The sequence below is a fragment of the Salmonella sp. SG203 genome (assembly GCF_013350575.1).
Taxonomy (GTDB): Bacteria; Pseudomonadota; Gammaproteobacteria; order Enterobacterales; family Enterobacteriaceae; genus Salmonella; species Salmonella enterica.
The window spans coordinates 1-25751 of record NZ_SNMT01000001.1; the positions used below are offsets into that span (position 1 = coordinate 1).

29 protein-coding genes, 2 tRNA genes and 1 pseudogene are annotated in these 25751 nt (G+C 45.8%); 20 read left to right on the top strand and 12 right to left on the bottom strand.

Annotated features, from left to right (window positions below):
- Positions 1-519 precede the first annotated feature (519 nt).
- On the top strand, positions 520-1644 hold the full coding sequence (sopF, locus tag HV477_RS00005) for a type III secretion system effector SopF (protein ID WP_079898940.1): 1125 nt from the start codon (positions 520-522) through the stop codon (positions 1642-1644).
- A gap of 467 nt (positions 1645-2111) precedes the next feature.
- On the opposite strand, the gene HV477_RS28875 is transcribed toward sopF, so the two are convergent.
- The 6 genes from HV477_RS28875 to pagD all read right to left on the bottom strand — a co-directional run bounded on the left by HV477_RS28875 (position 2112) and on the right by pagD (position 5893).
- Complete coding sequence (locus tag HV477_RS28875) at positions 2112-2318, bottom strand: hypothetical protein (RefSeq protein WP_000787625.1); 207 nt, start codon at positions 2316-2318, stop codon at positions 2112-2114.
- 321 nt (positions 2319-2639) lie between these two features.
- Complete coding sequence (locus HV477_RS00010) at positions 2640-3428, bottom strand: hypothetical protein (protein ID WP_001033398.1); 789 nt, start codon at positions 3426-3428, stop codon at positions 2640-2642.
- 489 nt (positions 3429-3917) lie between these two features.
- Positions 3918-4157 carry a virulence protein MsgA gene (gene msgA / locus HV477_RS00015; protein ID WP_000497451.1) on the bottom strand — a complete coding sequence of 80 codons (240 nt, stop codon included), beginning with the start codon at positions 4155-4157 and terminating at the stop codon, positions 3918-3920.
- Between the two features lie 190 nt (positions 4158-4347).
- Positions 4348-4869, bottom strand: a complete 522-nt coding sequence (locus HV477_RS00020; RefSeq protein ID WP_023195340.1) for an RICIN domain-containing protein — start codon at positions 4867-4869, stop codon at positions 4348-4350.
- Between the two features lie 416 nt (positions 4870-5285).
- Entirely contained in the window at positions 5286-5498 is a 213-nt protein-coding gene (gene cspF / locus HV477_RS00025) for a cold shock-like protein CspF (RefSeq protein ID WP_001537306.1), read from the bottom strand.
- A gap of 131 nt (positions 5499-5629) precedes the next feature.
- Entirely contained in the window at positions 5630-5893 is a 264-nt protein-coding gene (gene pagD / locus HV477_RS00030; RefSeq protein WP_001535993.1) for a virulence protein PagD, read from the bottom strand.
- Positions 5894-6704: 811 nt separating this feature from the next.
- Between pagD and pagC the strand changes: the two genes are divergently transcribed.
- Together pagC and HV477_RS00040 are read left to right on the top strand one after the other, a co-directional pair.
- Positions 6705-7262, top strand: coding sequence for a virulence membrane protein PagC (gene pagC / locus HV477_RS00035; RefSeq protein ID WP_000789471.1), 558 nt, complete (start codon positions 6705-6707; stop codon positions 7260-7262).
- A 390-nt stretch (positions 7263-7652) separates the two neighbouring features.
- Positions 7653-7729: transfer RNA gene (locus tag HV477_RS00040), tRNA-Arg, on the top strand.
- Positions 7730-8483: 754 nt separating this feature from the next.
- On the opposite strand, the gene HV477_RS00045 is transcribed toward HV477_RS00040, so the two are convergent.
- Entirely contained in the window at positions 8484-8828 is a 345-nt protein-coding gene (locus tag HV477_RS00045; RefSeq protein WP_000977725.1) for a c-type lysozyme inhibitor, read from the bottom strand.
- A gap of 377 nt (positions 8829-9205) precedes the next feature.
- Here HV477_RS00045 and HV477_RS00050 point away from each other — a divergent pair, with 377 nt between their 5' ends.
- The 4 genes from HV477_RS00050 to HV477_RS00065 all read left to right on the top strand — a co-directional run bounded on the left by HV477_RS00050 (position 9206) and on the right by HV477_RS00065 (position 11805).
- Positions 9206-9331 (top strand): lipoprotein, encoded by a 126-nt coding sequence (locus HV477_RS00050; protein WP_000758947.1) that lies wholly within the window; start codon positions 9206-9208, stop codon positions 9329-9331.
- Between the two features lie 199 nt (positions 9332-9530).
- Complete coding sequence (locus HV477_RS00055) at positions 9531-9803, top strand: hypothetical protein (protein ID WP_000927827.1); 273 nt, start codon at positions 9531-9533, stop codon at positions 9801-9803.
- Positions 9804-9955: 152 nt separating this feature from the next.
- Complete coding sequence (locus HV477_RS00060) at positions 9956-10423, top strand: Hsp20 family protein (RefSeq protein WP_001218120.1); 468 nt, start codon at positions 9956-9958, stop codon at positions 10421-10423.
- A gap of 338 nt (positions 10424-10761) precedes the next feature.
- Positions 10762-11805 (top strand): exo-alpha-sialidase, encoded by a 1044-nt coding sequence (locus HV477_RS00065; protein ID WP_079898941.1) that lies wholly within the window; start codon positions 10762-10764, stop codon positions 11803-11805.
- 82 nt (positions 11806-11887) lie between these two features.
- Here HV477_RS00065 and HV477_RS00070 read toward each other — a convergent pair whose 3' ends face one another.
- Together HV477_RS00070 and HV477_RS00075 are read right to left on the bottom strand one after the other, a co-directional pair.
- Entirely contained in the window at positions 11888-12418 is a 531-nt protein-coding gene (locus HV477_RS00070; RefSeq protein ID WP_000929978.1) for a cytochrome b, read from the bottom strand.
- 148 nt (positions 12419-12566) lie between these two features.
- On the bottom strand, positions 12567-12881 hold the full coding sequence (locus HV477_RS00075) for a TRL-like family protein (protein WP_000182479.1): 315 nt from the start codon (positions 12879-12881) through the stop codon (positions 12567-12569).
- 681 nt (positions 12882-13562) lie between these two features.
- Here HV477_RS00075 and HV477_RS00080 point away from each other — a divergent pair.
- From HV477_RS00080 to HV477_RS00100, 5 genes are read left to right on the top strand one after another with little or no spacing between them, the layout of a single operon-like run.
- A complete protein-coding gene (locus HV477_RS00080) occupies positions 13563-15197 on the top strand; it encodes an ABC transporter substrate-binding protein (RefSeq protein WP_079898942.1) in 1635 nt (544 codons plus the stop codon).
- On the top strand, positions 15197-16171 hold the full coding sequence (locus HV477_RS00085) for an ABC transporter permease (protein ID WP_001520270.1): 975 nt from the start codon (positions 15197-15199) through the stop codon (positions 16169-16171). The genes HV477_RS00080 and HV477_RS00085 overlap by 1 nt, the downstream gene beginning before the upstream one ends.
- Positions 16161-16973, top strand: a complete 813-nt coding sequence (locus HV477_RS00090) for an ABC transporter permease (RefSeq protein ID WP_079898943.1) — start codon at positions 16161-16163, stop codon at positions 16971-16973. Before HV477_RS00085 ends, HV477_RS00090 begins: the two co-directional genes overlap by 11 nt.
- The gene (locus HV477_RS00095; RefSeq protein WP_079898944.1) at positions 16967-17764 is read left to right on the top strand and encodes an ATP-binding cassette domain-containing protein; all 798 of its coding nucleotides are present in this window, start codon (positions 16967-16969) and stop codon (positions 17762-17764) included. Before HV477_RS00090 ends, HV477_RS00095 begins: the two co-directional genes overlap by 7 nt.
- Positions 17758-18348 carry an ATP-binding cassette domain-containing protein gene (locus HV477_RS00100; RefSeq protein WP_000947459.1) on the top strand — a complete coding sequence of 197 codons (591 nt, stop codon included), beginning with the start codon at positions 17758-17760 and terminating at the stop codon, positions 18346-18348. Before HV477_RS00095 ends, HV477_RS00100 begins: the two co-directional genes overlap by 7 nt.
- Before the next feature lie 81 nt (positions 18349-18429).
- Here HV477_RS00100 and HV477_RS00105 read toward each other — a convergent pair whose 3' ends face one another.
- Positions 18430-19563, bottom strand: coding sequence for a mechanosensitive ion channel family protein (locus HV477_RS00105; protein ID WP_079898945.1), 1134 nt, complete (start codon positions 19561-19563; stop codon positions 18430-18432).
- A 193-nt stretch (positions 19564-19756) separates the two neighbouring features.
- Here HV477_RS00105 and HV477_RS00110 point away from each other — a divergent pair, with 193 nt between their 5' ends.
- The 6 genes from HV477_RS00110 to HV477_RS00135 all read left to right on the top strand — a co-directional run bounded on the left by HV477_RS00110 (position 19757) and on the right by HV477_RS00135 (position 23479).
- Positions 19757-20083: a four-helix bundle copper-binding protein gene (locus tag HV477_RS00110; RefSeq protein ID WP_001183699.1), complete on the top strand. Its 327-nt coding sequence runs from the start codon at positions 19757-19759 to the stop codon at positions 20081-20083.
- An 8-nt stretch (positions 20084-20091) separates the two neighbouring features.
- Positions 20092-20168: transfer RNA gene (locus HV477_RS00115), tRNA-Arg, on the top strand.
- Between the two features lie 111 nt (positions 20169-20279).
- On the top strand, positions 20280-20927 hold the full coding sequence (gene zinT / locus HV477_RS00120) for a metal-binding protein ZinT (RefSeq protein ID WP_001537483.1): 648 nt from the start codon (positions 20280-20282) through the stop codon (positions 20925-20927).
- Between the two features lie 108 nt (positions 20928-21035).
- The gene (aadA, locus tag HV477_RS00125) at positions 21036-21824 is read left to right on the top strand and encodes a cryptic aminoglycoside nucleotidyltransferase ANT(3'')/ANT(9) (RefSeq protein ID WP_079898946.1); all 789 of its coding nucleotides are present in this window, start codon (positions 21036-21038) and stop codon (positions 21822-21824) included.
- Between the two features lie 144 nt (positions 21825-21968).
- The gene (locus HV477_RS00130; protein ID WP_079898993.1) at positions 21969-22562 is read left to right on the top strand and encodes a helix-turn-helix transcriptional regulator; all 594 of its coding nucleotides are present in this window, start codon (positions 21969-21971) and stop codon (positions 22560-22562) included.
- Positions 22563-22630: 68 nt separating this feature from the next.
- Entirely contained in the window at positions 22631-23479 is an 849-nt protein-coding gene (locus HV477_RS00135) for a MerR family transcriptional regulator (RefSeq protein WP_000190263.1), read from the top strand.
- Positions 23480-23733: 254 nt separating this feature from the next.
- Here HV477_RS00135 and HV477_RS00140 read toward each other — a convergent pair whose 3' ends face one another.
- Together HV477_RS00140 and HV477_RS28330 are read right to left on the bottom strand one after the other, a co-directional pair.
- Positions 23734-23982 carry a biofilm/acid-resistance regulator YmgB/AriR gene (locus tag HV477_RS00140; protein ID WP_000208086.1) on the bottom strand — a complete coding sequence of 83 codons (249 nt, stop codon included), beginning with the start codon at positions 23980-23982 and terminating at the stop codon, positions 23734-23736.
- 78 nt (positions 23983-24060) lie between these two features.
- Positions 24061-24215 (bottom strand): annotated as a pseudogene (locus HV477_RS28330) (hypothetical protein).
- Positions 24216-24297: 82 nt separating this feature from the next.
- On the opposite strand from HV477_RS28330, the gene HV477_RS00145 reads away from it, so the two are divergent.
- Together HV477_RS00145 and leuE are read left to right on the top strand one after the other, a co-directional pair.
- The gene (locus tag HV477_RS00145) at positions 24298-24843 is read left to right on the top strand and encodes a chorismate mutase (protein WP_000617984.1); all 546 of its coding nucleotides are present in this window, start codon (positions 24298-24300) and stop codon (positions 24841-24843) included.
- 196 nt (positions 24844-25039) lie between these two features.
- Positions 25040-25678: a leucine efflux protein LeuE gene (leuE, locus tag HV477_RS00150; protein WP_000457190.1), complete on the top strand. Its 639-nt coding sequence runs from the start codon at positions 25040-25042 to the stop codon at positions 25676-25678.
- Positions 25679-25751: the final 73 nt, after the last annotated feature.

Below are 25751 nucleotides of genomic sequence, written 5' to 3' on the forward strand. Positions count from 1 at the left end.
AACGAAGTTTGATGCAAATGTCAGATCGTATGCGCCTGTTAGGGCGCGGCTGGTAAGAGAGCCTTACAGGCGCATCTGAAAAACCTCCGGCTATGCCGGAGGATATTTATTATTAGTATTCGAACGGTTATCAAAACTTTATCAAAAAAATTTATCAAAACTCCCTTAATTCAGACCGCAATAGTAGTTCATCCTTTACCCCGATCGTCATGATAACCTGAGACCCCCCTGAAAGCTGATAGTTACCGATTTTGATTGTAGTGGTTTTCTTTATAATGTGTGGTTTGGCTATTTTTTGAAAGTGCCTTACCAGATTTATTGTTATTATCAGGATAATTTTTTAATAAAAAGTGATGGTTTATTGACTACAATAGTGGGTAGGTTAAGTATTTTATAAAATTATTAGCATGCTTTATTTGCTTTTCTACAAGGCTGCTAAGAAGTGTTGAAATATCAGCCTGATAAAGAATACGTCAGCGAAAGTGAATGCTATATTAGTCATAAAAATTCAGGAGACATATGCTCAAACCTATCTGCCATAGTGGAAGTATAAAGGTTCCGGAATATCTGGAAACAGATAAGGAAAAAAATGCCGGACGTACTCCACTGTCTTCAGACATTCAGCAAGTTAGAAATGTTGTTGAAGATGTTCCGCCATTTCCAGAAAGCAGAACGGCGAGAGGTTCTGTAAGCGCAGCGTACAGGCTTTCTTTTGACGAAGTGTTTTGCGGTCTCAGCAATGAAGAGCGTAAAAAGGTGTATGGTCGCCTTTTTGGAAAACAAGTACTTGCGCATATTCATTCCAGGTGTCAGCGCGACGCTGACATAATAAGAGAAAAAGCGCTCAGGCGGATAAGTCGTGAGTGTGGTACCGAAATAGATTGCACTCTCTTGCTAAATAAGATGGTGGATATTTTACAAAATGCCCGGCTGACAATAAATTTTAATGCGGCAAAAATTGACTTTGTCTCTCTCTTAAAAAATAAAGAATATCTGAACTCTTATGCATTAGGTTGCAGACCAGGAGATTTACCTGCTTATAATGTCGGACGTGATTCAGTTGAAACTAAAGCATTTGAACTGGAGAGGCTTGCAGATTCACCTTATGCCCCATATGGTCAGACAGGCGGTTTTTCCGTAGCATATACTCCCAACAGTAGAACTTTTAGCCCTACAAGCAGACCAATTTATGCTGCACTGGACTTTCTGAACGGTGAAAATGGAGGTGCCAGCGCCTATGGGAAATCATTTTTTGAATTAAATGATAATGTAAAAACAAATTGTACATTATCACCTTTTGATATCTACGGCCACAGATTTGGCCTGGATACGAGTAAATTATCTACATTTTGGCATATGGAGAACCTGATTGCATCCTGTCAAAATGATTTTTTTGGTTATAATTGCTTTAAGAGTTTGGTTAAAATGGCTAAGGGCGAAAAATTTTTAGCTCATTCTAATTATGGTACAGGCTATGAAGGGAATTATATAGAGGCTCATATCCATGGTGATGTGTGCTTATTTAGAGATATAAAACACGTTTATTTGTCTTTGCAAGAAAACTCTTACTCGGAAAGTCAACTATATGATTATGCAAAACAAATAAACCAGGCGCTTAATAGAGACTGCATAATATTATATTGACAAGCTTATTATCAGTCTCTTTAAAAGAGCTTTAAATGATCATGAGCGCATACTTCTTGAGGTAGGCAGTAACTGCTTTTATATTTATTATCTCAGGACCGTTCTGGCAGATACCTGGGTGGCGCTCCAGTATGGCCTGGCAAAATAGAGGAATATGGATCAGCAGAAGCGCCTGCTGGCTGCTTTTCACTTAAAATGCTGGACTTCACCGGCGCTACAGATACAGATGAAGCTACTTTCACAGTCATCAGGTGTCCTGCATTACCACAGGAGTGATTTACTGGCTATCGATATTCCTGCTCATATCAATGACAGTATTTCGCTCTTTCCCGTACATTGCTCTCCCGACCAGCTCACGGTCCAGTACATGACAGTCCTTTTCCACTTCGCTACGCCTAATTTTTTGTTTTTTAGTTGCTCTGTTTTATTGCGCTGAATTTGTACCTCAAAACAATAATTTTAAATACTTATTTGAATATTTTTTTTATGATTTTTTCACGAAATGAGTAAAAAACAAAATGAAGAATGATATAAATAATTAATGCAATAAAAAATGATATCACACCAATTGATGGTCCTGTTTTGTATACGAATAACATGCATAAAAATATAGCAAATAGATCAAGGGAAATATCCGCGATGAAATCAGTAATTATTTTGAAAAAATTCTTCATATTACCTCTTTAAAATATCTATTTTATTCATCATCTTTAGGTCGGGCAGTGCTCGAAATTCTCACGTACAACGTATACGCTCCGGTTTCTGCGCGCTGCCCGGCTTCACACTGGCTCCAACAAGTACGCCCGCTGGAATAGATTCCTGGCGTCACATAACTTCACCTGGTTATCCACAAAAGACTCAATAAATAAACATCTTGAGTACGAAAAATTACAGTGTCAGAGAATGAAATAGCGATTCGCTGTCTTCAAGCAGTGCCTTAGTACCTGGCACGCGCTCTTTCGCGCTATAATTTTTATCAATGTTTGTATCGCCTGCTATTTTTTAAATGTCTGCTGTATTTCGTTCATCTTTTCAGCTGCTTTTTTACGCTGACTTTCAATGTCTTTTCTCGATTGTTCAACAAGTTGCTGTGCTTTTTCGGCTTCTTTTTTTGGGTCGAAAGGTTCTTTGATCTCATATCCGGCAATAGAACCATCCTTATTTAAGGTCATTACCGCACGTGCTGTATTTTTAGCAGTGATGGTAATGTCATAGACGAATTCGCCATTATGAGCTATCTCTGCTCGTACAACGATATCGCTATCTTCCGTAACGGAAATGATGCCACTGGCGTTAGCGCGTTTAATTGTTTCCTGAATACGCTCTGGTATAATGCTGAAATTGATCGAGTCGAATTTGAATAAAGCCTCTTTTAGTGCTTCTTGTTTTTGCTCCTCTGTTATAGTGCCAAAGATGGTTAAGTTGACAGGCGAAGGTCCCCCCCAGTAGCCGTTGTTAAATTTAAACATCTCTACTTTAGCAGGGGTGTTAACGCTTTGTCGAATGAATGAATACCCGCCCTTGAAGAAACGGACTTCAATAATCGCAAGATTGGCTCCACCTTTTGCGTTGATATTGGCAATAGCTTTTTGCATTTCGGCTTTGTCGTAAAAGAACATTGATTGCTGGTGCTCTTTTTGCTGGATTTTTTGCATGTATTTCTCTTGATTTTTTTCAGCTTCCGCCATGGCATCTTTATCGTTATCACAGGCGCTAATTAGAGTTGCCGCGATGAAGGTAATCGGAAGTAAGAGATTTTTATATGTAACATGTATTTTATTCATGTGAAGTATTTCCCTTTTTTATATAAAATAGATAGTCTTGACTGGTCGAGACTATCCTGGAAACATAGTAATAATGCGTGTGCATATCTGCAGTAAGTTTTAGTTATGCTGGTTTTATTTCGGATTTTTACCTGTTACTTTTTGTTCGTAAATAGGTATTTTACGTATTGATGATAAGTTTAGAACCTATCCCAGTAGGCGTAATCGTTAAAGCCAGTTTGGCGAATAAAAGAGTCTAATGGGATAGGCTCTTAATAAACAACAAAACCAAACGTACTTTCAGATTTCAGGCTGGAATGCGCACAGCTGATTGTTGATAAGGGCTACTCATACCGACAGGCCAGTGAAGCGATGAATGTCGGTTCCACATACCGGTCTGAGGTATCAACAACAACATGTTCTGAGTGGTAGCGTTTGCGTTATATCGTCACAGACAGCGCCTCAGGGCGCTGTTTTCGATCGGACATGTCGCTTTCGCAGGAGGGGACGTTATTCGGCGACCAGCCACATATCAGCCTCTTCAAACATCTCTTCCAGCATACGGTGCAGCCGTTCTTTCTCGGTTTTTGTACAGTCACTGTTTAATGCGTTCGCCTGCATTGGCTTAACTTTCACTTGCGCATCGGGAAAAAGTTGATGTACGCGTTTTGTGAGTTCATTGAGGATGATTTCGCGTGCGCCTGGCAGACCTTCAACATTTCGCTTGTCATAAACGAGTTCGACGAACATCGCCATTTCCTTTTTACTGGTTGGATGACCAGTATTTAATCTGGGTATACAACCCGTGTCAAGGTTTAGCCGCCGTTTTGTCATCCTGACGTTGCGGACGTAAATGAAATTGACCGTATATGGAAGTAAAGGTCGCTAACCTGTTAGCGTGTCATGAGGTTAGCGGCTCTCTCTTCACAGCGGTGTCCTGCTACCTGATGGTAAATTCCAGGGCGCGACTAAAATCGCAATCGGCCAACACAACAGGGTCGCCTTTTCTGACAATAATGCTATTTGTGCCCAGGCATTTTCGGCTCTGTTTCCCCTTAATTTTGTTATCATCAGTGAGCCAGCGCTGGTTATCATTACCCGTGCATGAATAAAGAATGATTGGTGTGCCTTCTTTTGTACCTTGTCCTGCGGCATCCAGACATTTCTCACCCTGCGTGATTCTGTCTCGGTGAAATGAGAAAAGCTGAGATTGCACATGCTTACACTCCCGCAGCGTCAAACGATTCTGTTGATCTGGGCCTGCATCAAGGCACAGACCATCAGTTGTCCGAATTTGTTCCGCGTCATTTATGTAATAACCACCGGAATTGATTTGGTTTTGTGTAATGACCGGGAACGACAAATTAATACTATAAGGTGCGGGTAAGCCGTTCGTCGTACATCCACATAAAATAGAGGAGAGGCAGAGAACCAGAGTGGTTTTTCCTGAAAGCAAAGTCATTCAATTATTACCCTAAAAATAAATAGCGTTACAACTATATTGGCGATTTATACCCACTGAATATGACGTAGCATTGAGCGGCAATAGAGATAATTCCGATAGAATCACATAAATACTTCGGTTAAGTGCGCGCAGCCAGCCACTCCTGTGACGATGGGTATATAGCGTTAAATACTTTTGCAATATTAGATGCTATCACAGTGAAAAACGGCTGTACATTTCTTCACGTTAAATAAAGTGAAAAGGGGAGGGACACCCGATATATGATAAAAGAGGTCACAGGAGTCATTAGCAAAATAAATCCTTTAGATTTTCGCCACTGAAAACATTCTGCAGCCTTTCAGGCAAAGCCTCATAGCAGACTGCGGAGGTATACGGGCTCGCTAAATTTTTCTGAAAAAATGCAGAGTGACGAATTATGAAAGATAAACGTTGGCGGCAGTAGGTCCGCGGAGGCCATTAATACGACAAAACTCAACGCGTATACCGGGGATAAGCGCTTCTGTTTCGTGTTGGCGACATGCTGAAATGTGGACCTGAACATCTTTGCGTCCATCGGAGGGGGTGATGAGACCTTTACCGCTCTTACAATCAAAGGTTTTGACAATTCCTGTCATTTTACGAGACAAACAAATTCCTTAATGGGGATAACGAGGCGCACTATACACGTCAGGAAAAATAATGCCAGCTATATTTGATGGCAATCAAGATTTCCGGATGGCTAAAAGTAGTCGTTCGGCACCATTGTAGATAAATAACATTATGTTCTGGAGAAAGTATTCCCTTTCCTGGCGTCATTGACTGGTGCGGACATCATGGGTTTTGTCGTCGGGCAGGACGGTGAACTAATCTGCCTGGCTTGCTTTTTATCAGTATTTGTAGGTGGTTGCGGGGTTTTACTACCAAAATCGTAGATAAAAATATCCCATGATGCCTGTTGTAAACCAGAACAATGGCCTGAACTGGCCAAAACATGGAATGAAAAAATAAGTAATGACCAAAGCATAAAAGCATGATGTTTCATAGCACCTCCTGTTATATATAATGACTTGTGAAGTTCATTTCCTGAATTATGGAACGTCATTGACATTTTTTATTCAACGAAGAGTTAACCACTCTTAATAATAATGGATTTTATAGCGAAATAGACTTTTTTATCGCGTGTTCAATATTTGCGTTAGTTATTATTTTTTTGGAATGTAAATTCTCTCTAAACACAGGTGATATTTATGTTGGAATTGTGGTGTTGATTCTATTCTTATAATATAACAAGAAATGTTGTAACTGATAGATATATTAAAAGATTAAATCGGAGCGGGAATAAAGCGTGCTAAGCATCATCGTGCATATGATTACAGCGCCTGCGATGGCATATAACCGTATTGCGGCTGGAGCGTCACGTGAGGACTGTGAAGCACAATGCGATATGTTCTGATTATATGGCGAGTTTGCTTAATGACATGTTTTTAGCCGAACGGTGTCAAGTTTCTTAATGTGGTTGTGAGATTTTCTCTTTAAATATCAAAATGTTGCATGGGTGATTTGTTGTTCTATAGTGGCTAAACACTTTATGGTTTCTGTTAAATATATATGCGTGAGAAAAATTAGCATTCAAATCTATAAAAGTTAGATGACATTGTAGAACCGGTTACCTAAATGAGCGATAGAGTGCTTCGGTAGTAAAAATATCTTTCAGGAAGTAAACACATCAGGAGCGATAGCGGTGAATTATTCGTGGTTTTGTCGATTCGGCATAGTGGCGATAACTGAATGCCGGATCGGTACTGCAGGTGTTTAAACACACCGTAAATAATAAGTAGTATTAAGGAGTTGTTATGAAAAATATTATTTTATCCACTTTAGTTATTACTACAAGCGTTTTGGTTGTAAATGTTGCACAGGCCGATACTAACGCCTTTTCCGTGGGGTATGCACAAAGTAAAGTTCAGGATTTCAAAAATATCCGAGGGGTAAATGTGAAATACCGTTATGAGGATGACTCTCCGGTAAGTTTTATTTCCTCGCTAAGTTACTTATATGGAGACAGACAGGCTTCCGGGTCTGTTGAGCCTGAAGGTATTCATTACCATGACAAGTTTGAGGTGAAGTACGGTTCTTTAATGGTTGGGCCAGCCTATCGATTGTCTGACAATTTTTCGTTATACGCGCTGGCGGGTGTCGGCACGGTAAAGGCGACATTTAAAGAACATTCCACTCAGGATGGCGATTCTTTTTCTAACAAAATTTCCTCAAGGAAAACGGGATTTGCCTGGGGCGCGGGTGTACAGATGAATCCGCTGGAGAATATCGTCGTCGATGTTGGGTATGAAGGAAGCAACATCTCCTCTACAAAAATAAACGGCTTCAACGTCGGGGTTGGATACCGTTTCTGAAAAGCATAAGCTATGCGGAAGGTTCGCCTTCCGCACCGCCATTCACAAAACAGGGCTTCTTTACCAGTAACACGTACCTGCCTGTCTTTTCTCTCTTCGTCATAGTGACGCTGTACATAACATCTCACCAGCATAAGCACAGATAAGGGGTTGTGGTAAGCAATCAAGGTTGCTCAGGTAGGTGATAAGCAGGAAGGAAAATCTGGTGTAAATAACGCCAGATCTCACAAGATTCACTCTGAAAAATTTTCCTGGAATTAATCACAATGTCATCAAGATTTTGTGACCGCCTTCGCATATTGTACCTGCCGTTGAACGACTACTGAAAAGTAGCAAGGTATGTATTTTATCCAGGAGAGCACCTTTTTTGCGCCTGGCAGAAGTCCCCAGCCGCCACTAGCTCAGCTGGATAGAGCATCAACCTCCTAAGTTGATGGTGCGAGGTTCGAGGCCTCGGTGGCGGTCCAATGTGGTTATCGTATAATGTTATTACCTCAGTGTCAGGCTGATGATGTGGGTTCGACTCCCACTGACCACTTCAGTTTTGAATAAGTATTGTCTTGCAATCCTGTTACAGAATAATTTCATTTATTACGTGACAAGATAGTCATTTATAAAAAATGCACAAAAATGTTATTGTCTTTTATTACTTGTGAGTTGTAGATTTTTCTTATGCGGTGAATCCCCCTTTGCGGCGGGGCGTCCAGTCAAATAGTTAATGTTCCTCGCGAACCATATTGACTGTGGTATGGTTCACCGGGAGGCACCCGGCACCGCAATTTTTTATAAAATAAAATTCACACCCTATGGTTCAGAGCGGTGTCTTTTTACATCAGGTGGGCAAGCATAATGCAGGTTAACTTGAAAGATATGATCAATAGCAGAAACCAGTGATTTCGTTTATGGCCTGGGGATTTAACCGCGCCAGAGCGTATGCAAGACCCTGGCGCGGTTGGCCGGTGATCGTTCAATAGTGCGAATATGAATGGTTACCAGCCGCTGCGAATTCTACCTGGGTCACTTAATAAAGCAAAACATTTAAACGCTCAACAACGACAATTCAGACAGTTCGAACTTTTCTTTAAAAATAGGATTAACCATGCTTAAAAGTGGTTACTAATTAGCCATTATACTACGGTAGTGATTCACATATTCTTTAACGTTACGTTACAGGAAGGTTGAAGTGGAAATGCCTGATGAGCCTTCAGGCATTTCTGAAGGTTAGTTAGCTAAGGAACAGTTACTGAGAACAGGTTTATCATCACCTTCCACCAGTTCAGCCGTTTTGCCTTTGGTATAAAGTTTATAAGTATAATTTTTGTCTATGGCTTCGTAATTTGCTCCGGAGGCCATTTTCATTAACCGCATCGGGATCATCTCGTTTACCTGACTGATAATCGCATAGGCGTTTCCAGCCTCGGTGTTGACGTAAATCACCTCCATAACCTGGTTATCATTACAGGTGTATATAGATTTAGAAATCTCCTGCGAAGCTGCTATAGAGGTGGTACTGGCGCTAAGCGCAGCGAGAAAGAGGGTAAATGGGATTAATTTACGTTTCATCATTAGTATCCTTTGTGCATAAAATTGTCGTTAATTCCCTGAAGAGCGGGAGATAAAGCGGCATCAATACGATGAATGCTGTAGTATTCCTGTTTACTGACGAAAAGTGCGCCAGAAAAGCGTATTATAATTTATCCATCACTGACATATGTGATGAGTAGACAAATCTTAAAATCATAAACTATAGGCTGCAAATCATTATGGCGCGATGGAAAATGATTGTCACCACTGCTCAATACTATGGCATAAAAACCGAAGAAAACGGTACTGTTCACTGTCTCGTTTCATACGGTATCTGTCAGTGAAACTATTTCTTCAAATGATGGTCTTTTTATTATCGATCAGATAATGGCATCAACAGGGGTTATTCAGGAGTATATGTGAAAAAGTGGCTTATAGGAGGGATATTGATCGCAAGTTTTCTGACCGGTTGTCTGATGTGGCACAACATTGATAAATGGTTTAATAAAGATATCGAAGTTTTCTACGCCGGAGACGATAACTAAAACTCCTGTCAGTTGGCAACGGGTGTCATATCTTCAGGTATGGCGCCCGGAGCAGCCGGGCGCAAATTGTAGGTGTATAAATGTCATTTCATTAAAATTTTAGCGACAACATGGACAGTCACTACCGCGTGCTAGCGACCCTCTGAAGTCACAAGATGAATAAGCCAGTTTTTTGTTTCAGCGGTGACTGAAACATATTTTGCTCCTGGTGGGCTTACCGCCAGTTGCTGAAAAAGACAACGATGATGTAACTGTTGCAGAGACTGACGAATACGACGACCGTGAATTTTATTTTTGGCGACCATATTTCCTCCCAAAAGGCCGCCCGAAGGCGGCGCTGGGTTTGATAATGGAGAAGGGCGTTGGTCACTGCCATAACCAACCTGTATACATTAATGCAATTGATAATCATTATCAATTGTACTGGTGGAGAAAAATTGTAAAGATGAAGGGACAGCGGAAATGGCAATGAACGGGATGAGATTTTTCGTTAACCACTTAAATTCGTGACTAAAAAAAGGCTTTTATAGACTTGAAAATGTTTTTCCCGTCCCTATGTAGTCAGTGGACAAGCAATGCTTGCCTTGATGTTGAACTTTTGAATAGTGATTCAGGAGGTTAATGATGGCACTCAGAACCTTGTCAGCACTTCCCGTGTTTGCTGATTCTCTTTTCTCTGACCGTTTCAACCGTATTGATAGACTTTTCAGTCAATTAACAGGAGATACGCCAGTCACTGCGACGCCAGCTTACGATCTGCAAAAGCGCGATGCGAATAACTATCTGCTTACCGTGAGCGTTCCTGGCTGGAAAGAGGAAGAGCTTGAAATTGAAACGGTTGGCGGCAACCTGAATATTACGGGTAAACACACTGAAGAGACGGTAGAGGATCAGACGCACTGGATTTATCGTGGTATTCGTAAGGCGGATTTCCAGTTGAGTTTTTCTTTGCCTGAACATGCTAAGGTGAATAATGCAAAACTGGAACAGGGCCTCTTGTTGGTAGAGATTTACCAGGAAATCCCTGAAAGCGAGAAACCGAAAAAAATTGCCATAGAAAGCAAACCAAAGGCGATTGAACATAAATCATAAAAGCATTAATGGAGGCCCGTTTAGACGGGCCTTCATTGTCTGTAGCGAAAAGTATCCCGTCATGCTTGTAGGCACAGATCGCTAAATATTATAGCCCTGACCTCTATATTATCCCGTGCCACTGACCTCGTCGCCATTGGACGGCGGTAAGTTGGAATTATCCGCGAGGTCAGTCCAATTTTTGTCCACTCTCGACATTCTGCCTGTTATGGGCGCGATACCTGAACATAAATTCGTATAGCGGTTGATCGTTTTCACCGCGTTGATGCTATTTCTGCTAACACTACTTTCATACGTAAAAAAGCTGATGCTTTTTACCTTATTTAATAGAGGCAGGTATGAAATTAGCGCTCGTCAATCGACAGGTCATTTTACCGGAAAGCGGAACCGAGTCCTTCCAGTGCCATGCCTCTACGCTTGTTCGCCTACCGTGCGGTACGCTCGTGGCCGCATGGTTCGCGGGGTTGTGCGAAGGAAGCGAAGATACAGCCATCTGGCTATCTCGCTATGAACATAATATCTGGACAACACCGCAGCGAGTGGCGGCACGCGAGGGGGAAGCGCACTGGAATCCGGTGTTATTTTACCCGTCGGATAAATTGTGGTTATTTTATAAAGTAGGCAGCGGCGTACACGTGTGGAAAACCTGGTTTATCACCTCCAGCGATCGAGGATTTACCTGGAGTACGCCAGCTCCGTTGGTCAACGGTGATATTTTGCCGCGCGGTCCCGTGAAAAATAAACTCCTGCTGGCATCAAATGGCGCCTGGATTGCGCCAGGGTCGATTGAAAGTCCTGAACGGTGGAGGGCATTTGTGGATCGATCCTCTGACGAAGGAAAACACTGGAATATCTCTTTTGTTCCGCTGGAGCCTGATAACGCTATTTCCGGGACAAACGTAGCGTTGTGGGATGGTGTAAAAAAGGGGATGTTGTGGGAATGTTGTCTGGAAAACCTCCTGCGCTGGGATGGCGTTATTCAGCCTACGCTGTGGGAGTCTTCTCCGGGGCATATCCATATGTTGTTACGAAGCACACGCGGGGCAATTTTTCGCAGTGATTCAATCGACTATGGCGCTACCTGGTCTGTTGCCCGCGCGACATCTTTACCGAATAATAATAGTGGTATCGATCTGGTTAGTATGCAGGACGGTACGCTGATTCTTGCGTTAAATCCGGTCAACGGCAACTGGGGAAAGCGCTATCCGCTTTCACTGATTGCTTCCCAGGATAATGGCGAATCATGGCTACCGCTACTGGACCTGGAAAGTGACCACGGTGAGTATTCTTATCCCGCTATTATTAGCGAGGGCGGCGTCGTACATATCACCTACACGTGGAACCGGAAAAATATCGTATATTGTCGATTACAAACGGTATAAGGCGCTATCAGTCGAAACCGATAGCGCTGGAATAATAATGCCTTGCCCGGCGTGCTCTCTCACGTCGGGATGGCCGAAATAGTCATGATTTACCGGGTAACATCCTTGAAAATGTATCGTCTTTTTGTATGTAATGGTGAAACAACGCCGCTGCTGCATGCATGGCAATCAGGAAATAGCCGATATTGGCCAGCATTTCATGAATACGCTTTATATCCGATTTTAGGGTGCTATCTGGCGTCAAAAATACCGGTACAGTAAAACCAAAAAAGCTCCAGCTTTTCCCGCCTGACGCCATCATCGCGACGCCCAGCAGCGGTAAGGCGAGAAAAGTGAGATAAAGCGCGATATGCATTAATTTAGCGGCCACGTGCTGCCAGTGAGGAGGGGGAGGCGTAATGACCGGATTCGGGTATTTGTGTTTAAGATATAACCGTAAAAACATCAGCGCCCAGACCAGAACGCCCATGTCATAGTGCATGTCTTTCATAAACAGGTAAACGCTGGAGCCTTTTGGCGCCCACCCCCGTAACTCAATAGCCGCATATGCGATGCCTGTCAGGAGCAGTGTTAACCAGTGAAGCGTTATTTGCAGTCTTGAGAAATGTGCCATTATTATTATCCTTTATTAACAACTGCTTGTAGGGTATGCGTAAAATCTTAACAGAACCTTAAAGCGGGGGCTGAGTCGCAAGGAACAGACAGAGATAGCGGCACGTAAAATGGGATAAAAAGCCGGCGGCATCGCCGGCTTACTGTTGTTATTGTCCTCTTACGACAACACAGGTTTTACCATAAAACGGATATGAGCCTGTAGTTTCATAATCAACACTCGACACTAAAGAAATATCGCCCGCTTTTTTCGCTGAATCAATAGATGCGTCGCCGGTATTTACAATACCCAATACCGTTTGCGCACACGCTTTACCGGTTTTGGTTGCCGGGAGACTCGTGGCAGTAATTGGCCCTTTAACATCCGTATATAAGCCAATCCCTGTCGGTGATGGTCCTGTAGCACACCCCGTTAAAAGAGAACCAATAAAGATAATTGAAAAAATGTGTTTTTTATTTGTCATGGGATTAGTCCATTATAAATTAATAGAAAACTTACCGTCCGAAAATGTCCGGACAGTCATTTAAAAAGTGGTGTATATTAAATATGCGGTATTACTCTTTGCACCCTCCTGTTGATGTCGTACCTGATGGACAAATATCCGTTGAAGCCGGATATATTCCCCACGCCGTGTTTTTATAACTTGCGCATCCTGTCAGCAATGAGAACAGTACGGCTAAAAAAATCATCACGAGCCCTGGCGGCGTTAACATTTTTCGGTTGGACTCCATAGCATGTCATTTCATCGGGTTGCCATATGACTGGCGTTCTGCTGGTAAGTTTCATTAATGCCCGGTTCGTTTAATATTGGTTTAGGTTTAAAGCCATGAAGCGCTAATTACGATACCTTCTTACGTTTCAGTACTGACTAATAACGTTGAGAAAATGAACAGCGTCGGATGGGAAGACGTAATACAGAATAGAAAGGAAATAAGAGAATAAGATGGCGTTAATTAACCCGGTATTCCTGGCGTCATTTCCCTTGCGTTTTATCCCCGTCAAAAGCGGCCTTTAGCCCACGTTGGCGCTCCCGACGTTTGTGCGTATGATGTTTTTAAAAGATCGTCATACTTTCTGTTCTGCATCAATTTTTTCCTTACAAATGCTCGCCATAATGCCGTCCTCAGGAGGTCTCCCGACGTTTATGCTGCGCCGGGAGAAACAAAAACAACGTATAATCTGGGGTAAACTGATGATTAAAGGCAAACTGGCGCTCATAACGTGCGCGCTGACTCTGGCATTCACCTCGCCGCTTTTCGCCGCGTCGGACACGGCAGATGGCCATATCTTAAAGCTGGCCATTGGCCCTGAGCCAACGGAAGGATTTGATCCTATGCTGGGCTGGAGCCACGGCAGTTACTTATTGCTTCATGCGCCGTTGCTCAAGCAAAACGCCGATATGAGTTGGGGTAATTTACTGACGGAAAAAGTGGACACCAGCCCCGATGGTAAAACCTGGATACTGACCTTAAAACCCGGGCTGAAATTCTCCGATGGCTCGCCATTAACTGCCGAAGATGTCGTTTTTACATATAACAAAGCGGCGAAGAGCGGCGGTAAAATTGACATGGGCAACTTTAGTCATGCGCGAGCGCTGGATGCGCGCCGAATTGAGATGACGCTGAGCCATCCGCAGAGCACCTTTGTGAATGTACTCGGATCGTTAGGGATTGTTCCGGCCAGCCGTTATGATGAAAAAACGTTCGCCCGTGAACCGATAGGCGCCGGTCCATACCGACTGGTCAGCTTTCAGCCGGGTCAGCAACTGATCGTTGAAGCTAATCCCTGGTATGCGGGTAAAAAGAATGACTTTAACCGGCTGGTTTTTGTCTTTCTGGATGAAGATAATGCTTATGCCGCCGCGCGCAGCGGACAGTTAGGTCTGGTGCGCATTGCCCCTTCTATGGCGGTGGCCCCGCAGCAGGATAATCTTAAACTCTGGGTACGCGATAGCGTTGAAAACCGGGGCATTGTCTTCCCGATGGTGCCTGCCGGTAAAAAGGATGCTAACGGTTATCCTGTCGGCAACGATGTGACCGCTGATGTCGCTATCAGACGCGCAATTAACTATGCCATTAATCGTAAGCAACTGGCGGAACAGGTGATGGAAGGCCATGCGATACCCGCCTATAGCGCGGTGCAGGGATTGCCGTGGCAAAATCCTTCAGTGATATTCAGCGATGGCGATATTGCAAAAGCGCGCGCCATCCTGGAAGAGGCTGGCTGGAAGATAAACCGTGCGGGCGTGCGTGAAAAAGCAGGTAAAGAAGCGCGTCTGACCTTATGGTATGCCAGTGGCGACAGCACCCGACGGGATCTGGCCGAGGCGGTGCGCGCCATGTTGCAGCCTTTAGGCATTGTCGTCTCGTTGCAATCGGGAAGCTGGGAAACTGTAGAGCGCCATATGCACGCTAACCCTACGCTGTTTGGCTGGGGAAGTCTGGACCCGATGGAACTCTTCCATCACTACAGTGGGAAAGCCGCTGGTGTGGAATATTATAACCCGGGCTATTACAGCAACCCTGCGGTAGAAGCACATCTGAAACAGGCTATAGATGCGCCTGACTGGCAAAAGGCGATTCCTTTCTGGCAGCAGGTTGAGTGGGATGGGAAGCAGGGCGCGGGCGTCCAGGGCGATGCGGCATGGGCATGGCTGCTTAATATTCAGCATACCTATCTGGCCAACCCCTGTATTGATCTGGGAAAAGGCGCGCCAGAAATCCACGGTAGCTGGTCGGTGTTAAACAATCTTGATGACTGGACCTGGACCTGTCGGTGATGAAATTGTTCTTCAGTCATTTTTTGCGGCTGATTATTCTGTTGGTGCTGGTGGCTGCCGGCACCTTCATTTTGCTTAGCTTTTCGCCCGTTGATCCTATCCGCGCTTATATTGGCAACGATCTGCTCCATGTTCCGCCAGAACAATATGCGCGGATTGCGGCGCGCTGGGGGCTTGACCAGCCGCTGTGGGAGCGTTTCGGTCACTGGTTTTGGCGTCTGCTCCAGGGCGACATGGGGTATTCCATGCTGTTCAACATGCCTGTCGCCAGCGTGATCCGGGAACGTTTTGCGACGTCATTCGCGCTGCTGGCAGGCGCCTGGCTATTGTCTGGTGTGCTGGGCGTAACATTGGGTTTTCTGGCCGGACGTTTTCTCCACCGTTGGCCGGATAAGATGATTTGCCGTATCAGCTACTTATTGTCATCGTTGCCCACTTTCTGGATAGCCATGTTGTTGCTGGCGCTGTTTGCCGTCCGCTGGCCGGTATTACCTGTTTGTTGCGCCTGGGACCCCGGGAATAATGCAGGAACAGCTCTTTTATCGGAACGTTTACGCCATCTTGTGTTGCCGGTATGTGCGTTAAGTCTGTTGGGCATGGGGCAAATTGCGCTGCATACGCGAGAAAAAATAGCCAGCGTAATGAAGAGCGAATTTATTCGTTTTGCGCGCGCTCAGGGGGATAAAGGATGGTCGCTGTTACGTCACCAGGTGTTACGTCATGCGATTACCCCAGCGCTCTGCTTACAGTTTGCTTCTCTGGGCGAACTGATGGGGGGGGCGTTACTGGCAGAAAAAGTCTTTGCGTATCCGGGGCTGGGGCAGGCCACTATCGATGCCGGCCTGCGTGGCGATGTCCCGCTACTCATGGGGATCGTTTTATTCTGTACGCTATTAGTGTTTGCCGGAAATACGATTTCAGCTTGGCTTGTGGTGGTGCTTAATCGATCGCTGGAGCGTCCCGATGCTCTATAATCCTGCCCCGACGTTGTTTCGTCTGCTCCTCTCCGTTACCTGTCTGCTGTTTATTGCCGGATACGGTTATGCCACGTTGAGCCAGCCGCCAGAGGTTAATCTGCTTGCCCGGCATCTGTCGCCTGATATCCAGCACTGGTTTGGCACCGATAATCTGGGGCGCGATGTATGGCTTCGTTGCTTTCAGGGGGCCTTCACCAGTTTACAAATTGGCGTTGGCGCCGCGCTGTGCAGCGGCGTTATCGCGCTAGTGATGGCGGCAGCGGCGCGCATTCATCCCCGGCTGGACCTCCTGGTGCGGCTGATAACCGATGCTATGCTCGCCATGCCGCATTTACTTTTGCTGATCCTTATCTGTTTTACGCTCGGCGGCGGTAAAAGCGGCGTCATTGCGGCCGTGGCGTTAACGCACTGGCCCCGTCTGGCGCTGATTCTGCGCGCCGACGCGGAGCGGGTAGCGCAGAGTGACTACCTGACATTGACCTATCGTCTGGGGCATGGACACCTTTATTGCTGGCGATATCACTATTTTCCGGCGCTATTGCCGCAATGGTTGACGGGAACGTTATTGATGTTTCCTCATGCGGTATTGCACAGCGCGGCGTTAAGTTTTCTGGGGTTTGGGCTGGCGCCGCATGAGCCTTCGCTGGGGCTGTTGCTGGCGGATGCGTTACGGTTTATTAGCCATGGAAACTGGTGGCTGGTGCTGTTTCCCGGCCTAATGTTATTCACGCTGGTGATGCTCTTCGATCAGTTTGCGCGCGCCATTCAGCGGCTGTGGCTAAGGAGTGACGTATGCTGAGTTTACAACAGGTTACGCTGGAAAGCGCGCGTTATCGCTGGTATGGCGCGAGACGCTGGTCGCCGTTATTACAGAATGTCTCTTTTGATATCGCGCCCGGCGAAATGGTGGCATTGGTTGGCGGCAGCGGGGAGGGCAAAAGTCTGCTGCTACAATGCCTGCTCGATCTGCTGCCGGAAAATTTACGCTTTCGGGGGGAGATTACGCTTGATGGCAACCGGCTGGACAGACATACCATCAGGCAGCTTAGGGGCAATACGTTTAGCTACGTGCCGCAGGGGGTACAGGCGCTTAATCCCATGCTGAATATCAGAAAACATTTGAACAGAGCATGTCATCTGACCGGACGCGCCTGGGATGAGACGCAAATGGTACAGCTATTACAGCAAAGCGATCTTGAACCGACAGTCCTGGAACGCTTTCCCCGCCAGCTCTCCGGTGGGATGGCTAAACGAATTCTGGCGTGCCACGCCTCGCTCAGCCAGGCACGTTATATTTTCGCGGATGAGATCACCGCCTGGCTTGATACCGCACTGGCAAACCAGTTGCTTGAGCACTTGCGAGGTCTTTGCGGGCGGGGATGCGGCGTGCTGTGGGTGACTCATGACCTGCTGCTGGCGGCGCGGTATGCCGATCGCATTGTGGCGCTGCATCAGGGTTATATCACGGACAATATCCGCTGCGAGCAGTTACAGCCGGAAGAGATGAGTGAACCGTTAAAACGGCAATGGCAAGCATTGCCTGAACTAAACCCGTTATTTATGCCGACCGGAGAGGGAATAGAATGCTAAGCTGCCGCGACCTCGTTATTCGTCAGGGCGGGAAAGTCTTATGGCAGAACCTGACGTTTACGATTTCTGCCGGTGAACGGGTAGGAATTCATGCGCCAAGCGGAACGGGGAAAACAACGTTGGGGCGCGTCCTGGCCGGATGGCAAAAGCCGACGGCGGGCGATGTTCTGCTGGACGGCAGCCCGTTACCCCTGCATCAGTATTGTCCGGTACAGTTGGTCCCCCAGCATCCTGAACTGACGTTTAATCCCTGGCGAAGCGCCGGAGACGCTGTACGTGATGCCTGGCAGCCTGACCCGGAAACGATGAGGCGTTTGCATGTGCAGCCCGAGTGGCTGACGCGTCGGCCAATGCAGCTCTCAGGCGGGGAGTTGGCGCGTATTGCGATACTGCGCGCGCTTGACCCGCGAACGCGTTTTCTGATTGCCGACGAAATGACGGCGCAACTCGATCCGTCTATTCAAAAAGCGATATGGGGATACGTGCTTGAGGTGTGCCGCAGCCGTTCATTAGGGATGTTGGTGATTAGTCATCAGTCTGCGCTACTTGATCAAGTCTGTACCCGCCATTTACAGGTGGAATAGCCGCAAGTCGTTTCTCCGCATTGCCGTGTCGCCGTTAACGCACCGGGAACCCATGGGTTCCCGTTATTGTCGGCAGAGATTTTACTGCATGACGCGTTTATCTGCGTTTTTTGCATCAGCGGTATCACTGTAGTCCCTGGTCTCTTCAACCTGTACAGGGGCTCTGACGACCAGACTTGGCAGCGCCAGTTCGATATCATTCTCAATGAGTTTTTCAATAATACGGATATTTATCTCTTGCTGAATATCCATGTATTTATTGTAATCCGCGGTATTGACGATATGCACCACCTCATAGGTCAGCCGATCCTGACCAAAGGCCAGTAGATGGGCGCGGTCGAATTGTGTTTCGCCGACATCGGTAATAATCTTTTTCACCATATCGCCGATGAGGCGTAACTTTTCCGGCGGTGTCGCAGTGGCGACGCCAAAAGTAAACACGATACGACGCGTTTGCATCCGCTTATAGTTGTGTATGGTTTGCTGCAACAACTGCGCGTTCGCACAAACGATCTGTTCGCCGCTGAGGCTACGGATGCGAGTGGTTTTCAAACCGATATGTTCAATCGTACCGGCTACATCATTAAAGACAACGAAATCGCCGATCTCGAAGGGCTTATCGAAACCAATCGACAGCGAAGCGAAGACATCGCTCAGAACGGTTTGTACCGCCAGGGCAATAGCAATACCGCCCACGCCGAGGCTGGCTACCAGTGCGGTAATATCCACGCCGACGTTCGCCAGGATGGAGAGCAACATCATAGACCAGACGAGCACGCGCAAAATCATACCAAGAATGACTAACGTCACCGGGTTTTTATTGGAGCCTGGGGCATACAGTAAATGACGCATCCATGACTGTACGCCCTGATCAAGCCAAATCGCCATTTGAATCGCAACCACTAAAAACCAGGCGTGAGAGAGGGTGGAGAATAACCGGTCGGGCAGGGCGACAAAGCGCAGGCTAAAGAGAAATGCGGCAAAAAAGATGAGCATCTTACTGGTCTTTTTCAGCATCTCGAAAACAATAGGCCGCAGCCGCCCATGAGCATCATCCTTTTTATCCGGGCGTTGTAGCGCTTTATAGACCACATTAAGTAGCCAGTTGATGAGCCAGTAAGTAATGAGGGTGACGAAAAAAACGACCGCCAGATTGATCCAGAACGTCGTTGACATCAGCATCGCAACGATATTTAGTCGTGCTAAATACTCCATTTTACCTCCGATGAAAAGCAGATGAACATTACAGTATAGACGTCACATCACGGAGGCCGATTTCCGGCTTTACTATTGCTGTTTTATTCAGCACTTTTGTTCAAAAAGTATGAAAAAGAGGGGTAGCCGTTTGGCTATCCCGGCGTTTCTGTGCAGACTTATCTACTCCTCTTAATAAAATAAGGAGTCATTTATGCAACAAGAACATCGTGAGTGTATTGAGCAGTGTTATGAATGCGCGGCGGCGTGTGATATCTGCGCCTCTTCTTGTCTGCGTGAAGATAACGTCGAAATGATGAAGCACTGCATCCAGTTAGATATGCAATGTGCGGCCATTTGTCGCCTGGCGGCGCAATTTATGGCGTTGGAAAGCGAGTACTCACAAAAATTATGCCGCCTGTGCGCGGATATCTGCAAAGCCTGCGCCGAAGAGTGTGCAAGGCACGATCACGATCATTGCCAGAATTGCGCGCGGGCATGCAGCCAATGCGCGGACGCCTGCCTTAAAATGGCCGCGTAATTTTTCTTCCGCCATTAGCTCAACCGGATAGAGCATAGAGCTTCTACCTCTAAGGTTCGGGGTTCAATTCCTCGATGGCGGACCAGTTGATATCAAAAAAGGCCACCTGCGCGGTGGCCGCTGAGTTTCTGTTGAAATAAGTGTAATGTTATAATATAACAATCATCTTTCAAAGAAAGATGAGGGTAACGTTTTGGTGATTCATTTAAAAAAACTGACAATGCTTCTGGGAATGCTGTTGGTCAATAGTCCTGCCTTCGCGCATGGTCATCATGCTCATGGCGCGCCGATGACGGAGGTTGAGCAAAAAGCGGCAGCGGGCGTGTTTGATGACGCGAATGTACGCGATCGCGCGCTCACCGACTGGGATGGTATGTGGCAATCCGTCTATCCTTATCTGGTCAGCGGCGAGCTGGACCCTGTCTTCAGACAAAAGGCGAAGAAAGACCCGGAGAAAACGTTTGAGGATATTAAAGCGTATTATCGCAAAGGATACGCGACGAATGTTGAGACTATCGGTATTGAAAATGGCGTTATAGAATTCCATCGCGACAATAACGTTGCATCCTGTAAATACAATTATGCCGGCTATAAAATTCTGACTTACGCATCGGGTAAAAAAGGGGTGCGCTATCTGTTCGAATGTAAAGATGCGAATAGCAAAGCGCCTAAATATGTTCAGTTTAGCGATCATATCATTGCCCCGCGCAAATCGGCGCACTTCCATATCTTTATGGGAAATACCTCGCAACAGGCATTGTTGCAAGAGATGGAAAACTGGCCTACCTATTATCCTTATCAGTTAAAGGCGAATGAGGTCGTTGACGAAATGCTACATCATTAAGTCTGATTGCAATGTTAAAAGCTCGCTATGAATAGTGAGCTTTTTTTCTGCCGTTATGCCATATTTCTGGCAACCAATATAAAAAATACCTGCGCCCCCGGAGCGATGATGACACTGTCCATACCGCCCTCGATTCAATGCCAAACGGAAGCGGCATGTCGCCTGATTACTCGTGTCACAGGCGATACGTTGCGTGCTATTCATTTATATGGTTCCGCTGTCGCGGGCGGTCTGAAGCCAAACAGCGACATTGATCTGCTGGTGACAATATGCCAGCCGCTGACGGAGGCCCAACGCGCAACGCTGATGCAGGAATTGCTGGCGCTTTCATCGCCGCCGGGGGCGTCAGCAGAAAAACGCGCTCTGGAGGTCACTGTCGTGCTTTATTCGCAGCTGGTTCCCTGGTGTTTTCCACCTTCCCGGGAAATGCAATTTGGCGAGTGGCTAAGAGAGGACATTTATAAGGGGATTTATGAACCAGCGCAACAGGACTGGGACATGGTGTTACTGATAACCCAGATTCTGGAAACCAGTATACCGCTAAAGGGCGAACGCGCGGAACGGCTGTTCACGCCAGCCCCTGCGGCGCAGTTGCTGAAGGCCTTGCGTTATCCCCTCGACCTTTGGCAATCCACTGCAGATGTGCAGGGAGATGAGTATCATATTGTTTTAACCCTGGCGCGTATCTGGTACACCCTTTCTACCGGGAGATTTACCTCTAAGGATGCGGCGGCTGACTGGCTGTTACCTCAGTTGCCGGAAGATTATGCTGCTACGTTGCGTGCGGCGCAGCGTGAATATTTAGGTCTGGAGCAGCAGGACTGGCATATTTTGCTGCCTGCGGTCGTACGCTTTGTGGATTTTGCCAAAGCGCACATCCCCACGCAGTTCACATAAGATGCCCCAGGACGTCTGTCAGGTTGCGCAAACGGCGTTCCTCAACTACTACTTAATAGGTTCTCATCGCTGAAGTAAGCAGATGATCTTATGCGGGCCATCGAATGGATATTCCCACATGGCTCTCGTTTTGTTGAGGTGGATATGACTGGTTCCGCATCATCTGTTTTAAAGACAGATACAAGACTATTGAGCGAAAACCTGTTTCTTAATTATGGTCTTGAGTCCTTATTTAAGGACGTCGCAATAATAGTTGGCAACGTAAATTATATTATTTTTGATATCAATGATTACTACACCGTACAGCAGTATATTACTTCCGCATTTAAAACGGTACTCATTGGGATTGTTACCCATAATGAATATAACTTTATTGATGAACATCATGCTATATATCGAATAAAGGTCGATGCCTCTATTGCTGAGTGGCGCGAATTACTGATTTTGGCCGCTGCTGGTCAATTTTTTCCCAGGTCAGAGAAAGTCAGATTAACGGCGAATGAAAGAAATGTTTTGGCGATGCTTGTTAAAGGAATGGATATCCGACAAATAAGCTGTGAGCTGAATGTACATTTAAAAACTATTTACTCAGTACGCTACCATGTTCTGACTAAATTAGGTTGTAGAACAGTTCTGGACTATCAAATACTGTCCGTTTCTAAAGCCTTTACGCACTGGCTTACAATAAATAATGTTGATAATGTAATTTCCCATGTAAATAGTAAGGTCATTGCTTAATAATGATTTGCTTCTGATGGCGTTTAGGTTCACTATGCTTTCTTACATCATCATGAGGCCAGACAGGCATGGCTACTTTTAGTATTAGCGCAATGGCGGCGCAGTGTGGTGTCACAACAGCAAATATCAGGTCCTGGGAACGCTATGGCCTGCTTCAACCTACCAAAGATGAAGCTGGCAATCGTTTTTATTGCATAGAAGATGCTATCAGAATACAGCATATTATCGACGCGTTAAGCAAAGGCTTCTCATTAAAAGAGATTAAACCTGCCCTCTATGGTGAAGAAACGCATTGCCGCTCGGGATGGTTATTCTACCAGGAAGAGATTTTAGCGCAGTGTAGAAAATTCGAACCCGCCAAATTGCGAAAATTACTCTGGCGTTATGGTCGGGAAATTCCGCCGTGTATCGTCATTGAGTCAATACTGCGTCCTTTACGGCTGTGGTTGTCCGCAGGCGATGATGATGCACGCCGATTTGAAAAGGCATTACTGGATACTGCGATTATTGAATACGCCACGTTCCAGCTAAGTAGCGTACGAAAGGCGCCAGCAGGCACAATGCTTATTGCTGCGTTTTCGCTGAACGACCCCATTGAGCTATGGCTGGAAACGATTAAATATTGTAGTGAAGGTATGCGAGTTGAAGTCATCCCCTGGCAGGCGCCGATGCCCGATCTTTTATCAACGTCTTTCGAGCATATTGTTTTGTGGCATGATGAGACATTAACTCCCGCGCAGGAAAATCTTATTCAGGCTTTAAAAGAATCGGGTAAATTTAGTCTTCATGTGAAAAATGGCTCAGGCTTAACATTACTGCCAGCCGTATACCGGCAGCATGAGATGCCAGAAAGCATGCAGCATGTTGCACCGCAAATCCATGCAAACGGCTACGAAAAATCAGGCACCGCACGTTGAGGCATCTGCATTATTAACGAACAGGGGAGGAGTAAACCCCTCCCTTGTTTATACTCTTCATACTTCAAGTTGCTTATGTGTTAGCTACGGATTACTCGGCCCATCCATAGGCCTCGCCCTGACGGGCCGTCGCAAGCGACGTTCAAATCTGCTCCCGGCAGATTTGTCGTTCACCCCAGTCATATAGTTATCTATGCTCCTGGGGACTCACTCCCTTGCCGCCTTTAAGCAACTCGAATTATTTTGGGTATATATTAGATGTCGTCAGGTGTCTGAAACAAAACGGCTTCTAAGGCATTACGGTAAATATCAAGCTGCACTACGTCTTTTTCTGTTTCCAGTTTTTCAATAAGTTTGGCGATGATATCCTTATTTGAGACATGCTGCTGCGATTGCAATAGTTCGTAAGTAATTTCCTGAATAGCTCGCTGTTCACATAACATATGTGCAGAAAAAGGATTGCCAGTACTATTTTGTTCGTTGACTAGTGTAATGGTAGTCATATTTCACCATATTCGATGTAAATTGAAGCCGATCTCCCTGAGCGGGGGAGAGAAATTAGTGACCTATTAAAATTAGACCTATATCATAAAACCGTAATAAAAAATCATAAAAACGTGATGTGCATCACATTTGTGTGATTTGTTGTATATTTTATGCACTTTAAGTGAAGGTGAAGATTCCGTAGAATCAACGGCCTGTTCTTTTTATCACTCCAGTTTAAACGAATAAGCATTAATACCAATCTGTAATAATTACTTAATGTTATCTTAATAAAGGTAAATTACTGTCAGGCCTCCGTAAAAGGAGGTTGATTAATGATTCGTCATATCGCCATTTTTCTTTGTTCTTTATTGATGTGCAGCACCACTTTTGCCGATTCGGTAACGTCGGTATCGCTTGGCGCGCTCTTAACCGCGCTCAATGAACGCATGTTATTAATGAAAGATGTGGCTGCTTATAAAATGAAGCACCATCTGCCGATAGAGGATTTCACGCGTGAACAAAATGTTTTTGCCGAGGCTGAAGAAGAAGCGAAAAATAACGGTCTGGACCCGCATTCGATAACCCCTTTTATTCGTTCGCTAATGGATGCCAGTAAAGCGATACAGTACCGCTATTTAGCGCAGTGGCGAACCGGCCCAGAACCCTCCTTTCCGATACAAACCTTGTCGGTCACCCGGCAACGTATTCGACAACTTGATAATCAAATGTTGATCATTATCAGCCAGCGCCTGATGGTCGGCGCTTTCAGCCATGAGGATATGGTGTGGCTGAGAACGCACTTTAATGCGCCGAATCTGAATGAGAGCGATATCAGTGATGTGTTGGCATCTCTGTCTTTGGTGCGACGCGCGCGTTAATTCCCCATGAGGAAACGTGGGCCACTACCTGGTGATTGCCTGCGGGGGGCGCGATACAAGAACGTTTTTGGGTGATGTGGATATAAGCGTGGCGGAATAGCGGCTGGAGAGACGTGGTTTCGCTTCCCATCTTCCGGTGCATTCGTTAGCATACTGTTTCGCAGCTAAGCGTAAATGTTTTCAGGAAGAGGTTAATGTGTTCGCGGAGTATGGTGTTCTGAATTATTGGACGTACCTGGTTGGGGCGATTTTTATCGTTCTGGTGCCGGGGCCGAATACGCTTTTTGTGCTTAAAAACAGCGTGGGACGCGGGGTTAAAGGAGGATATCTTGCCGCATGCGGCGTGTTTATCGGCGATGCGATATTAATGTTTCTGGCGTATGCGGGCGTGGCGACGCTGATCAAAACAACGCCGGTTCTGTTTAACATTGTTCGCTATCTCGGCGCGTTTTATCTGCTCTACCTTGGCGCAAAAATCCTTTACGCCACGCTGACCTCAAAAGGGCGTGCGGCGACGGAAACGGTAGTTCCTTTTGGCGCTATTTTTAAGCGTGCTTTAATTCTTAGCCTGACGAATCCTAAAGCCATACTTTTTTATGTTTCCTTTTTTGTGCAATTTATTGACGTTACTGCGCCGCATACTGGGGTGTCATTTTTTATTTTGGCCACCACCCTTGAAATCGTCAGTTTTTGCTATCTGAGCTTTTTAATTCTTTCTGGCGCTTTTGTAACCCACTATATTGGTACCAAAAAGAAACTGGCAAAAGTGGGCAATTCGTTGATTGGCCTTCTTTTCGTCGGGTTTGCCGCCCGGCTGGCAACGCTCCAGTCTTAACCCTCCCGGACCCGTCGACAACGGCGGGTCATTGCTCTCCTTTCGGTTTTATGGCGTGGAAACAGCAAAATAG